Origin of the sequence: Aquirufa sp. (assembly GCF_044377215.1) — a bacterium.
Lineage (GTDB): Bacteria > Bacteroidota > Bacteroidia > Cytophagales > Spirosomataceae > Aquirufa.
This window is the reverse complement of sequence record NZ_JBILJM010000024.1, coordinates 24,957-38,429: the sequence shown is the minus strand read 5'-3', so window position 1 is coordinate 38,429 and position 13,473 is coordinate 24,957. Positions and strand designations below refer to the sequence as shown.

Here is a 13,473-nt window from a genome sequence, read left to right as displayed (position 1 = left end):
TACATAACGCCTGTCATCTTTATGTTTGTCATGAATTCATTCTCAGCAGGATTAAGTTTCTATTATTTTGTATCTAATTTAGTGACGATAGGCCAGCAACTAGCCATTCGTTATTTTGTTAATGAAGATAAGATCAAAGAATTATTAGATGCTAATCGTGTAAAAATTGCGGCAGGTGGTGGAGCAAAAAAATCTCGGTTTTCTCAATACCTTCAAACGCAATTGAAGACGATGGAAGAACAACAAAAAGCAACAGCCACACAAAAGAAACCTAAGAAAAAATAATGGGTAAATTAAGTTCAAGCTACTTTGAAAAGGCAAAAAATTTAATTCCAGGTGGGGTTAATTCACCTGTACGTGCATTTAAATCAGTTGGTGGTACACCCATTTTTATGCAATCGGCAAGAGGGGCCTATTTACACGACGTAGATGGCAATTCATATATTGATTTAATCGGTTCATGGGGTCCAATGCTATTTGGCCAAGCACATCCAGTTATTGAAAATGCAGTTAGAGAAGCTCTTTCGGATGGATTTTCATTCGGTGCACCTACCTACAAAGAAGTACTAATCGCTGAAAAAATTTGTTCCATGGTACCATCCATTGAAATGGTACGGTTAGTAAGTTCTGGAACCGAAGCCACTATGGCAGCCATTCGATTGGCACGCGCATATACAAAACGCGATAAAATCATCAAGTTTGAAGGGTGCTATCATGGTCATGGGGATTCATTTTTAATTGCTGCAGGTAGTGGCGTAGCTACACTTGGAACACCAGATAGTCCTGGTGTAACAGCGTCAACAGCCAAAGATACATTGACAGCTGTTTATAATGACTTAGATTCTTTACAGAATTTATTCGAAGCAAATCTAAACCAAGTCGCAGCGGTAATTATTGAGCCAGTGGTGGGGAATATGGGATTAGTTATTCCACAAGAAGGTTATTTAGCTGGCGTTCGTAAGCTATGTGATCAATACGGAGCTTTATTAATATTCGATGAAGTGATGACAGGTTTCCGCCTATCCCCAAGTGGATACCAAGGAATATGCAACGTTTCACCAGATATAACTACGTTTGGTAAAATCATAGGTGGCGGATTACCCGTAGGTGCTTATGGTGGACGTTCAGAAATAATGAATATGATTGCACCGTCAGGTCCGGTTTATCAGGCAGGAACCTTGAGCGGAAATCCACTTGCAACCACTGCAGGTTTGGCGATGTTAAATCACATAACGAATAACTTAGACGTATACGATAGGTTAGCCGCTAAAGGGAATAAATTAAAAGAAGGAATACGATCACAATTAGATTCGTTGGGGTTATCCTATACAATCAATCAAATCGGCTCCATGTTTACTTTGTTTTTCACAGATCAAGCGGTAAATAATTTTTCGGATGCCAAAACTTCCGACACCGCACTATATGGAAAATACTTCCATGGCATGCTTGAACGAGGTATTTACTTACCTCCCTCCCAATACGAATCTTGGTTTATTTCAGATGCAATTCAGGAAGAAGAACTGGCTAAAATTCTTCAAGCTAGCGAAGAAACACTCCAACAGATGTTCGCTTAACCATGTTATTCAGCATCATCATACCCGTATACAACCGTCCACAGGAACTTGATGAATTATTGGCTAGTGTAGCCCAACAATCCTACATAAATTTTGAAGTGTTAATCATTGAAGATGGAAGTGTTGATAAAGCTGACCTCATCGTTAAAAAGTATGCCAAATCTTTACAAATCAACTATTTCTTCAAAGAAAATGGAGGCCAAGGTTTTGCACGTAATTACGCTTTTGAACGTGCTAAAGGGGATTTTTTCATCATACTGGATTCAGATGCATTAATTGAGCCAACCTATTTAGAAGAAGTAAAAAAAGGTCTAGAAAATCAGCAATTAGATCTCTTTGGTGGACCTGATAAAGACCATGTAAGCTTCACAGCTACGCAAAAAGCAATCAGCTTTGCCATGACCAGTTTATTCACCACAGGTGGAATTCGTGGTAAAGCAAAAAACATAGGCGGTCAATTCCATCCACGAAGCTTTAATATGGGTATCTCGAGAAAGGTTTGGGAGGCGACAAAAGGTTTTGCCATTACACGCATGGGTGAAGACATTGAATTCAGTATTCGTTGTATATCATTAGGATTCAAATCAGGCTTACTACCAGAAGCATTTATCTATCATAAAAGAAGAACTAGTTTCGCACAATTCTACAAACAGATACATTTTTTTGGAAGAGCCAGGATTAACATCAGTCGATTTTTTCCAAATGAACTTAAATGGGTTCACTTCTTCCCTGCTTGTTACTTTATTTATTTTTGGAATACTGTTATACTAAATATACTAATACCTCCAATTGGGAATTTTCTCTTTTTAGGATTATTAGTTTATTGGACAGCCATCTTTTTCGATGCTTTAAAACAAACAAAGAGTCTACAGGTGAGTCTATTAGGATTGATTGCGGCCAACATACAATTGCTAGCTTACGGTCAAGGTTTTATCGAAGAAGGTATCAAAAAAATTACCAATACTTCCCAGCCATAAGGTAATTCTGCACATAATCTTTTACTCCTTCTTCTAAGGTATAAAACGCTTCATCATATCCAATAGAGCGTAATTTAGACATATTAGCCTCCGTAAAATACTGATACGTATCTCGAATGTCCACAGGAGTATCTATGTAATTAATTTGTACCGGCTTATTCATTGCCACAAATGTGGATGTACCTAAGGCATTAAATGAGCGAGCAATACCGGTGCCTAAATTATATATTCCTGAGTTTTTACGGTGCTCCATTAAAAAGACACAAACATCAATTAAATCTTTCACGTAAATAAAATCTCTCATTTGTTCTCCATCAGCATAATCAATTTTATGTGATTTAAACAAACGAAGACTACCATTTGAAGTAATTTGATTAAAAGCATGCCAAATAACGGAAGCCATACGTCCTTTATGATATTCATTCGGACCATACACATTGAAAAACTTCAATCCAGCCCAAAAAAATGGCTTTTCCTCTTGCTGTAACGCCCAAATATCGAAGTCATTTTTTGAATCGCCATAAGGATTCAAAGGTTTTAACTTAGCAAGTTCGGCTTCATTATCATCATAACCACACTCACCTAATCCATATGTCGCCGCAGAAGAAGCATAAACCAAAGGTATTTGATAATCAATACACATCTGCCAAACCATTTTAGAATAGTTGACATTTAATTCATCAAAAATAGACTTATCAAATTCAGTAGTATCTGTACGTGCGCCAATGTGGAAGAAAAATTCAACTTCACGGTAGTTGGCATCAAGCCAACTAGACAGCTGAGTTCGTTCCACACGTTCTTTAATTTGCTTCCCTTCTAAATTCTTATTCTTTTCAGGATATGAAAAATCGTCAACAGCGATAATGTAGTTAAAATTCAATTCGTTTAATCGAGCGATTAAACAACTACCAATAAATCCAGCTGCACCAGTTACAATGATCATAGAAACGTATTAAAAAACAAATTTACATATATTCTAAATAGCTTTTGTACCTTTGTGAAATATTTGGATTGTCTGCTATTGTTTTCCCAGACATCCGTCACACAAACTGAAAACAATGGTATACGTTATCCGAAAGGAACATTTCAACGCCGCTCATCGCCTATTTAATCCAGCTTGGAGCGAAGAAAAAAATCAAGAAGTTTTTGGACTATGTGCGAATAACAATTGGCATGGGCATAACTTTGAATTAATTGTTACGGTCAAAGGGAAGCCAAATGTAGATACTGGTTTCGCATTTGATTTAAAACAATTAGGAGACATTATAAAAGAAAAAATAATAGATAAGGTCGACCACAAAAATCTAAATTTAGATGTGGATTTTATGCACGGCAAACTAGCTAGTTGCGAAATACTCATTATGGAATTTTGGAAAATATTAGCACCTGCAATTACGTCTGTGTCCGAATCAGCTCAATTACATAAATTACACCTGATCGAAACAAATAAAAATTCCGTTGAATATTACGGTGAAGCCTAAATGAAATACTTTATTTTAGCAGGAGAAAAATCAGGAGATTTACACGGATCAAATTTAATCCGCGAAATTAAACTTATTGACCCAAATGCTATCATAAAAGGTTGGGGCGGCGATTACATGAAGAATCAAGGAGCTGAAATTCTTATTCATCATACCGAATTGGCCATTATGGGCTTATTAGGAGTCATTCAAAATTTGAATAAACTAAAAGGCCTTTTTTCTAAATTCGGAAATCAAATTTCAGCGTTTAAACCTGACACGGTTATCTTTATTGATTATGGTGGATTCAATCTAAAAGCTGCACGAATTGCCAAAATTAAAGGATTTCATACCCAATTTTACATTGCTCCAAAAGTTTGGGCTTGGAATAAAGGACGTATCGAAGATATTAAAAAGTGGGTTGATCAATTATACGTTATATTCCCATTTGAAGAAATAATGTTCCAAGAAAGAGGTATCTCTACGCATTATGTTGGAAATCCCCTCCAAGATTCAGTAGTCCAGTTTAAATCACAAAATTCACCCACCGACTGGAATCATCCATTACCATTTGTTGCCTTACTTCCAGGAAGCAGAAAACAAGAAATAAAAACTGCTATTCCCGTATTTAAAAAGTTAGTAGCAGATAACCCACAAACCAATTTCATCATTGCCGGCGTAAGTGAGTGGAGTGAATTAATCAAACAATCAGGGTTAACCTATATCCTCGACGACACGTATCGAACCTTATCAAAAGCAAAAGCAGCTGTGGTCACATCTGGAACCGCCACATTGGAAACAGCCCTTCTCAAAATACCTCAAATAGTCGTATACAAGACAGATTGGTTATTTTATTCTTTAGCTAAACTACTAGTAAAGGTTAAATATATCTCTCTAATTAATATTATTTTAAACCGAAAAGCAGTACCTGAACTGATTCAAACTGCATTTTCTAGTGAGCATATATCCGAACATCTCACACAACTACTTGTGGATAATGATCCAACTAGATTAAAACAAATGCGGGACTACGAGGATTTACAGGATATTATTGGCACCGAAGGCGCTTCTAAAAAAACAGCCGAACTGATTGTGCATTATGCACGATCAGCTAAATAATTCAAAATCCATGATTTTTGAACACCAGGAATTGTTTGATAATACTCAGCGATGACAAGCTTATCCTTTTCAAAATCGCCCGTTGGCATAAATGGCTCACGAATTCGAATTTCCTTATTTACATAATCAAAGCCAATCATTACGATTGGCACATTTGCTTGAACTGCAATATAGTAAAATCCAGTTTTTAAAGATTCTACATTTTTACGTGTACCCTCTGGAGCTAAAACAGCATGAAATGTGTCTTTGGAATTATAAATGTCTACTATGGAGCCAACAAGATTATTATTTCGCGAACGGTCTACGGGATAACCTCCAAGCCAACGAAAAATACTTCCCTTAAAACCATCAAATAATTCTTTTTTACCCCAAAAATAAATGGGCATATTCATCATAGAACGTGCCCCTAGACCTACAGTAAAGTCTTTCCAAGTTGCATGCGGACAAACAATTGTCAAACTTTTTGCGAGATGTCTAGGTACATTTCCCACTACCTTCCAACCGGTAGCCTGAAACAAAAAATCAAATAGAGGGGATTTAATTAACATACTGTTGTAAATAATTTCTGACTTGTGAAAAAGAATTGGTTGGATCTATTAAGATTGCATCCCACCCAAATTCCCGTGCCGACTGCACATTAAATTTATTATCATCGAAAAACACAATACGCTTATTTTGCAATTGGTTTGAAACAATGACTTGTTGGTATATTGCTTTATCTGGCTTTGAAACACCCATTTCATAGGATAAATGAACAAAATCGAATAATGAAAACAAAGAATCGTTCTGCAAAAACAAATGTGAATGAATACGACTCGTATTACTCAGCAAATACACAGGAAAATTAGATTTCACTTCTTGCAAAAGAGAAACAACATCGACAGGAAATTCAAGTAAAAGAGCAGAAAAGGCGAAATCGAATTCACTATCAGTACATTCTAACTGAAAACGAGCACGTAAACGATCTCTAAATTCACTACACGTTTCTAAGCCAGATTCATATGGAACCCATAAACCTTCCGTTTCCGTAATGTATTGTACCTCTTGAGCAGAAAAATACTCCGTGAACCTAGCAAAGGCAGAATAAGTTAATTCTAAATTTATTGGTAATAATACATTACCTAAATCAAAAACAACAGCTATGTTGGAATCCATCAGCTTATTCAACTACGACACCCATCTTCCCGAATTTTTCTATTCGAGACATGATGCGTTCTTGTGGATCCATTTTATTCAAAATCGCTAATTCTTTTATAATGACATCTTTTACAATAGTCACAGCAGAAGCCAAATCTAAATGAGCACCTCCGAGAGGTTCTGGAATGATACCATCAATTAGACCATTCCCTAACATATCTTCTGCGGTCAATTTTAATGCTTCTGCAGCTTGCTCTTTGTAATTCCAACTTCTCCATAAAATAGAAGAGCAGGATTCAGGGGAAATAACGGAATACCACGTATTTTCCATCATTAACACACGATCACCCACGGCAATACCCAAAGCACCACCAGAAGCACCTTCACCTATTATGATACAAATAACAGGAACCTTCAACATAAACATATCACGAATATTACGTGCAATTGCCTCACCTTGACCACGCTCTTCAGCCTCCAATCCAGGAAAAGCACCTGGCGTATCAATGAAACATATAATTGGCTTATTGAATTTCTCTGCCATCTTCATTAAACGAAGTGCCTTACGATAGCCTTCTGGATTTGGCATACCGAAATTACGGTATTGTCGTTGCTTTGTATTCCGACCTTTTTGTTGGCCTATAAACATCACCGAAAAATCATCATCAATATTCCCAAAACCTCCCACCATGGCTTTATCATCAGCCACAGATCGATCCCCATGAATTTCAATAAACTCCGAACACATCTTTTCAATGTAATCAAAAGTATAAGGACGATCGGGATGACGTGAGAGCTGGACACGTTGCCAACGAGTCAAATTTGCGAAGGTTTCCTTCTTCAATTCTAAAATTTTATCAGTTAAAGATGCTACGGCACTAGTTACATCTACATTATTCTCAAGAGCTAATTTGCGCATTTCGATCAACTTATCTTCTAATTCCGCAATTGGCTTTTCAAATTCTAATAAAGTTCGCATAAGAGCATTTTAAATTCAATACAAAAGTAAAAATTAAAGGTCGAAAGTATCATGCTTGGAAGGTAAAATAACTTCCTTAAATCCAAGTTCGTCAATCTTATCTTTAAATTCCAACATACTCTCCTCTTCTCCGTGCGATAAAAAAATCTTCTTAAGTGAAGTAGGATTTTGTTCCTTAATAAATCTAAGCAAACCAGTTTGATCTGCATGGCCGGAGAAAACATCTATTTTTCTAATTTGGGCATTAACGCGAAATTCACGGTCTTTAACACGAATCATATCTGTACCCTCAAGCAACTGCTTTCCAAGTGTTCCTTCTGCAGAATACCCAATCAACAAAATTGTACAATATGAATTACCAATGTTATCTGCAATATGTTGCTCTACGCGTCCACCAGAAATCATACCAGATGAAGAAATGATGATACATGGTTCATGGTAATTCTTTATCGCCTTGGTCTCTTTTTCTGTTTGTAAAAAAACCAAATTTTCCACATCGAATATATCATCATATTCTTTGTGAAAAGCGCGTGCCTCAGGATTTAAATAGGATATGTTTTTTCGGTAAATCCGCGTTGAACTACGTCCCATTGGACTATCTGTAAATACTCGGATCGCTGGAAAATTTTGTTCTTCAATTAAGCGATTTAATGTATACAAAACCGCTTGTGTACGCCCAACGGAGAAGGCAGGAATAATTAACCGACCTGGTTTTTCGATACAAGTTTCCTTAATAATTTTTGCCAAAGCGTCCATCGGGGAGGTTTTATCCTCATGAACTCGATTTCCATACGTACTTTCGCAAACTAAGAAATCACAGGCAGGTAATGGATGAGGATCAATATGTAATGGGTAATCGAAACGACCTATATCACCACTAAAACCTAGTGTTTTTGTTTCTCCATCCTCCGTAATTGAAAAATAAACATGGGCAGCACCTAGCAAATGACCAGCAGGAATAAACGTAATTTCCAACCCAGGTTTAACGACAAACTTTCGATTAAACTGAAGTGTTACAAAATTATCCATCGAATCCTCGACGTCCTTTTGCAAATAAAGATCTCCCCTGCGTAACAATCGATCCATTTGCTTATTCTTTTTACGACTTTCTCCTTGCGCGGAACGCAATCGACGTAAATGCAAATTGGCAGAATCCAATAACAATAATTCGGCTAACTCGGCTGTAGGTGGGGTACACAAAACTTGACCTTCATAGCCTTCCCGATAAAGCATTGGAATATTACCCGAATGATCAATGTGTGCGTGGGTTAGTACGACCAAATTAATCAAAGACGCATCAAAAGGAAAAAAAGACTTTTGTTCAAGAGGGGATTCATAATCAATCTCACGCTCCATATCAGTCCCGCAATCTATTAATATTTTATACCCATCAGCTAACTCAAGCAAGGACATAGAACCAGTCACTTGTTTGGCAGCTCCTAAAAATTGTAACTTCATATAGTAAAGAAAATAGGGCCATAAAAGGCCCCAATGCACTGCAAAAATACATTATATTTCCTTAAATACGAATTATTTTACCTCCTGGGCAAATTTAGCTTGTGCTTGATCTAATTCATCTTTTCCTAAACCGCGATCCGCAATGATCGTTCGGTAGCGAAAAGTAAGCTTCTCTCCTTTCTTTAACGTATAATTTAATTCTGACTTCCCATTTGAGAATACTTTTACTCCTAACGGATTAACAGCAAATAATCCATATCCACGTGCATGCCAATAAGAAGGATAACTCACGTTAGCTGGATGATCTAAAATGGCCACATTTACCGTATGCTTATCTAATTCTCCTGTCAAATTCATCCATTTTGCACGTGTACTCCACACTGCCTCTCCTTGAATACCTTCACTACTTACATAGTTTCCATTCACACCCGTATTATCCATCACTGGAACTTTAGTTTCAATACCGTGCGTATCGGTGAAAACATCTGGCTTATTTGAAGGAATTTCTAGTTGGCGCGCCACACGTATCGCAAACATACCATCTTTCACATCTTTAAAAGTAACCACATCACTAACAGCAATTAATGTAGTAATCCGATCAATAATCCGAAGATCTTTTGAACCTGAAAAAATATACGTAGTTGACTCATCTAAAACTTTCTTCCCTTTTCCATCATCATCTACCCAGGAAGCCGTAACCTCTAATTTGCCCACTTTTCCCGCTTTGGTAGATACAATTTTCTCATGCTTTATCGTACCCATCTTATGGGATTTAAGCGAAGAGACTATGTTATTGGAATTATTCCAATAATCAAAACCATTCACATCTTCGTAATTCAACCACATTCCAACATGGTGTGGATGATCTACCCGCTCTCCTGCTCGTGGAGCCATTGGATAACCACGCGTAATAGTACTTCCTGAAGCTGTCAGTATGGGAAACAATACAGCTTTCTTAAGTTTGGCCTCGCCAGGGAAAAAATACGATGTAAAATACTTGCCACCAATGACCACATCTACTTTATCTGACTGCTTTGTAAAAGAAACAGTCTCATTTTGTGCTACTACTCCAAACGAAGTAAAACATAATAAAAGGAATAATTTTTTCATAAGAATAAGTCTTAAAGTAAAATTCCAGAGAAATATTCTCCGGAATTAATACAAAAATAAGGAAATCAACTAGAAACTAGTACCCTGGGTTCTGAGGGAAACCAGATGAAGTACCTTCAGCTCTATCAATCTGTAATTGAGGAATAGGTCTCAAAATATGATGAGCCTTAATAAACGGAGCCGCTTGTGGATTGTGTGCTTTAACACGCTCAATTAGGTTGCCCCAACATGCTAAAAAGAACCTTTGAAAGTAATTGTTTTCTCATGGTATTAAAAAATTTAGTTTAGGGTTTGCAAAGTAAAGTTGATTTGAGTCCATAACGCTTCGCATTCATCATGGGTCAATTTTTTAGGGTTACTTCTATAAAATTTAGTCAAATAATTAACTAAAAATCTGTTGTTTAACTTTGCCCGAATCAATAACTTTTCATGTTTTAACGTAGACATAAACAAAATAATTAGTAGATAATTATCCTGTAAAGAAGTACAAACAAATTATTTACTTAAAAAGTTATAAAAATCATGCAATTAATGCTAGGCTAAAGCTTTCATCTGCATTCCATCTTTCATAACACGTAATGCTCCGAAAATCAAATTATATACAGATTGAGGGTTAATACACATGGAATTGGAAATTTGATCCGTATCCATATTATGAAAGAAACGAAGTGAAATAGCTTCGCGCTGACGCTTGCTCAACAAATTCATACACTTAGTTAATTGTTTATTTGACACAAGTTCCTCCTCATATTTGATCAACAAACTTTCTTGTGACATTTCTTCTTCAACAAAATCTTTCATGTAATTAACATGATGGTTAAAATGCTTCATACTCGTTTCCATATTCCGGATAATCTTACGCTTGATAGATGCCATTAAGTAGAATTTTACACTGGTTGTAGGCCCCAACGTCGCATGGTTCTTCCATAACTCCACAAACAAATCGTGCAAACAATCTTTAATCAACTCTTTGTCATTCGTTACGCCCAATGAATAGGCATACAAAGGCTGAACAAAATGTTGGTACAACGTAGTAAATGCTTGTTGGTCCCCTAAACGAAACTGATCCCAAACTTGAACCTCATCAATAACTGCCTTCTTATTTAACATAGTACTAATTTGTATTATTCAATTAAAACAACATAAAACCAAAGTGTTGCGTACAACTTTGCTTTCTAATATAGGTAACCTAACTATTTAAATTCAAGGAATTTATTTAATTTATTTCCGTAAACGTTTACGGAAACGTTTACATTTTTGAAATTCTAAAAATTCATGTTACTTATTGCTTAAAATAAATGCAACTTTGAAAAATGTAATAAGTTCTGCTTATTGTATTAAATAAAGTTTTTGAAACAAAGGTCAATGAAAAGTAAATTAAATGTAATGGATGCCTCACTTTTAGTGATGGGTTCAATGATTGGTTCCGGTATATTTTTAGTGAGTTCAGAAGTGGGACGTCAGCTAAGCTCACCTATTTGGTGGATTGGTACATGGGTATTAACTAGTTTTTTAACCATTACAGGAGCCTATGCCTATGGAAAACTATCTTCTAAGTTTCCTGCAACAGGGGGGCAGTACATTTATCTGAAAGAAGCTTACAATCCACTAACTGGTTTTCTATTTGGCTGGACTACTTTTTTAGTCATCCAGACTGGAACAATTGCAGCTGTCGCAGTTGCGTTTGCAAAATATGCCGGTTTTATCTTCCCCGAAGTAATTACGGATAATCCTATGGTAGGTGACTACATAACAAGCCAACAAATTTTAGCTGCCTTATTAATCGCTACATTAACGGCGGCTAATCTAAAAGGAATTTCATTTGCCTCCATTATTCAAAATATATTTACGATAACTAAAATTGGCGCCATTATTGCCATCATTATTATCGGACTTTATGTAGGAATTTCTAATGACTGGATTCATTTCACTAACTTTTTTGAAGCGGGAAAAACATATAATGAAACGACTAAATCATTTGAAAATGTATCCACACCGGCTCTGATTACACTATTTGGAGCGGCCATGATTGGACCATTATTTTCGTCGTCTGCATGGAATAATGTCACCTTTGCAAGTCAAGACTTTGAACAACCACAAAAAACAATCGCTAAAGGACTTGTATACGGCTCTGCCTTAGTTTGTCTTTTATATATGTTGACAAATTTAGCCTACCTAGGAATCATGCCATTGTCTGGCGACCCTTCTGGAACAACTACCTATGCCCGCGGAATTATGTTTGCAAGTCAAGATAGATTAGGATCCGCGGCTTTGCAAACGGTTCTTGGGGATATTGGCGCATTAATCATGGCCATATTAATCATGATATCCACATTCGGATGCAACAATGGAATCATACTCGCAGGAGGGCGTTTATTCGAAGCGATGGCGCATGATAAACTATTTTTTGCTCAAGCAGCTAAAACAAATACGAATGGTGCACCGGCATATTCCTTATGGATACAAGGAATATGGGCGATTCTATTATGCTTTTCAGGTTCGTATGGTAGTTTATTAGACTTCACCGTTTTCGCCATTCTACTATTTTACTTTCTAACGGTCTTGGCTGTATTTAATACCAAAATCATGGGAGAACCACTAGTATTACGTGATAAAATTTTACTAAGTACCTATTTAATTATCTTAGTTCTAATCGCAGGAAATCTTTTATACATGAAAACGATACCATCTACCATCGGACTATTAATCGTATTGGCTGGTATTCCTTTTTATTATTTTATGCGCAAAAATCAACGTAATTGATTAGCTGAAAACCAATTAGCTAAATCATCGAACCAGCGATTAGGAGTCGTTTTGTTAATCAATCCAAAACCATGACCACCTTTGGCATATTGAATGTAATCCGCTGCTACACCAAAAGAATTTAACTTTTCAATATAAGCTAACGAATTCCGAACAGGAACCGCTTTGTCATCCGCCGCATGTACAATAAATGCTGGAGGTGTTTTTGCATTAACCTGCTCCTCGTTTGAAAACAGGTGTAATTGGTCTTCTGAAGGATTATTTCCAACCAAATTTTGACGAGATCCAGCATGTGCATAATCTCTAAATGTCACAACAGGATATAAAAGAATTTGAAAATCAGGACGCAAATTTATTCCATCATTTAGGCCCACATAATCTTTGTCAAAATGTGTCGCAGCTGTAGATGCCAAATGCCCACCAGCTGAGAAACCCATTATACCTACCTTAGTAGGATCTACTTTCCACTTTTGGGCTTGTTGGCGAACTAAGCGAATCGCTTGTTGGGCATCTTGCAACGGTGCAAACTCCTTATTAACTTGATTCAAATCATTTGGCATTCGATAGTATAAAACCAACGCAGAAACTCCAATCTCATTAAACTTCTTTGCAATATCTGTTCCCTCATGCGTAGACGCTAATATACGATATCCCCCTCCTGGACATATAACAACAAATGGTGTAGGGGTATTACTCGAATTTGGAGCTAAAAACAAGGTATAAGTTGGTATTGAAACATTAGATACACGCATGATACCATCCGTTGTTGCACTAGAAACTAAATTAGGAGCTTCCTTATAGTTGGGGATTTTATCGGCATACAAACGTGTATCACCTTGTGCATTAACGCTAAATGAAACTGACATGGTGAAAAGAGTTAAAAATACGTATTTCAT

General features: G+C 36.6%; 13 protein-coding genes and 1 pseudogene. 6 read left to right on the top strand and 8 right to left on the bottom strand.

The genetic code is table 11. The features are described from left to right. The 3 genes and pseudogenes from ACIQ6T_RS08305 to ACIQ6T_RS08295 all read left to right on the top strand — a co-directional run. A pseudogene (locus ACIQ6T_RS08305) lies at positions 1-285 on the top strand (membrane protein insertase YidC); the annotation flags it as partial. After that, a complete protein-coding gene (gene hemL / locus ACIQ6T_RS08300) occupies positions 285-1,574 on the top strand; it encodes a glutamate-1-semialdehyde 2,1-aminomutase (RefSeq protein ID WP_395785431.1) in 1,290 nt (429 codons plus the stop codon). The pseudogene ACIQ6T_RS08305 and the gene hemL, both read left to right, overlap by 1 nt. Before the next feature lie 2 nt (positions 1,575-1,576). Then, positions 1,577-2,551 (top strand): glycosyltransferase, encoded by a 975-nt coding sequence (locus ACIQ6T_RS08295; RefSeq protein ID WP_395785430.1) that lies wholly within the window; start codon positions 1,577-1,579, stop codon positions 2,549-2,551. On the opposite strand, the gene rfaD is transcribed toward ACIQ6T_RS08295, so the two are convergent. Continuing rightward, on the bottom strand, positions 2,529-3,494 hold the full coding sequence (rfaD, locus tag ACIQ6T_RS08290; RefSeq protein ID WP_395785429.1) for an ADP-glyceromanno-heptose 6-epimerase: 966 nt from the start codon (positions 3,492-3,494) through the stop codon (positions 2,529-2,531). The two genes, ACIQ6T_RS08295 and rfaD, sit on opposite strands and share 23 nt — an antisense overlap. Before the next feature lie 115 nt (positions 3,495-3,609). Here rfaD and ACIQ6T_RS08285 point away from each other — a divergent pair, with 115 nt between their 5' ends. Both ACIQ6T_RS08285 and lpxB read left to right on the top strand, forming a co-directional pair. Next, complete coding sequence (locus ACIQ6T_RS08285) at positions 3,610-4,032, top strand: 6-pyruvoyl trahydropterin synthase family protein (RefSeq protein ID WP_395785428.1); 423 nt, start codon at positions 3,610-3,612, stop codon at positions 4,030-4,032. Then, positions 4,033-5,130: a lipid-A-disaccharide synthase gene (gene lpxB / locus ACIQ6T_RS08280; protein WP_395785427.1), complete on the top strand. Its 1,098-nt coding sequence runs from the start codon at positions 4,033-4,035 to the stop codon at positions 5,128-5,130. It begins immediately after the preceding gene. Here lpxB and ACIQ6T_RS08275 read toward each other — a convergent pair. From ACIQ6T_RS08275 to ACIQ6T_RS08250, 6 genes are all read right to left on the bottom strand, one after another. After that, positions 5,109-5,678 carry a 1-acyl-sn-glycerol-3-phosphate acyltransferase gene (locus tag ACIQ6T_RS08275; RefSeq protein ID WP_395785426.1) on the bottom strand — a complete coding sequence of 190 codons (570 nt, stop codon included), beginning with the start codon at positions 5,676-5,678 and terminating at the stop codon, positions 5,109-5,111. The two genes, lpxB and ACIQ6T_RS08275, sit on opposite strands and share 22 nt — an antisense overlap. Continuing rightward, positions 5,668-6,285 (bottom strand): HAD family hydrolase, encoded by a 618-nt coding sequence (locus ACIQ6T_RS08270; RefSeq protein ID WP_395785425.1) that lies wholly within the window; start codon positions 6,283-6,285, stop codon positions 5,668-5,670. The genes ACIQ6T_RS08275 and ACIQ6T_RS08270 overlap by 11 nt, the downstream gene beginning before the upstream one ends. A 4-nt stretch (positions 6,286-6,289) precedes the next feature. Further along, positions 6,290-7,246, bottom strand: coding sequence for an acetyl-CoA carboxylase carboxyltransferase subunit alpha (locus ACIQ6T_RS08265; RefSeq protein ID WP_395785424.1), 957 nt, complete (start codon positions 7,244-7,246; stop codon positions 6,290-6,292). Positions 7,247-7,279: 33 nt separating this feature from the next. After that, complete coding sequence (locus ACIQ6T_RS08260; protein ID WP_395785423.1) at positions 7,280-8,704, bottom strand: MBL fold metallo-hydrolase RNA specificity domain-containing protein; 1,425 nt, start codon at positions 8,702-8,704, stop codon at positions 7,280-7,282. 72 nt (positions 8,705-8,776) lie between these two features. Then, positions 8,777-9,814 carry a PmoA family protein gene (locus ACIQ6T_RS08255; protein WP_395785422.1) on the bottom strand — a complete coding sequence of 346 codons (1,038 nt, stop codon included), beginning with the start codon at positions 9,812-9,814 and terminating at the stop codon, positions 8,777-8,779. Between the two features lie 534 nt (positions 9,815-10,348). After that, positions 10,349-10,924 (bottom strand): RNA polymerase sigma factor, encoded by a 576-nt coding sequence (locus tag ACIQ6T_RS08250; protein WP_395785421.1) that lies wholly within the window; start codon positions 10,922-10,924, stop codon positions 10,349-10,351. A 255-nt stretch (positions 10,925-11,179) separates the two neighbouring features. Between ACIQ6T_RS08250 and ACIQ6T_RS08245 the strand changes: the two genes are divergently transcribed. Beyond that, positions 11,180-12,577, top strand: a complete 1,398-nt coding sequence (locus ACIQ6T_RS08245) for an APC family permease (protein WP_395785420.1) — start codon at positions 11,180-11,182, stop codon at positions 12,575-12,577. Here ACIQ6T_RS08245 and ACIQ6T_RS08240 read toward each other — a convergent pair. Continuing rightward, on the bottom strand, positions 12,565-13,473 hold the full coding sequence (locus tag ACIQ6T_RS08240; protein ID WP_395785419.1) for an alpha/beta hydrolase: 909 nt from the start codon (positions 13,471-13,473) through the stop codon (positions 12,565-12,567). The genes ACIQ6T_RS08245 and ACIQ6T_RS08240 overlap by 13 nt on opposite strands.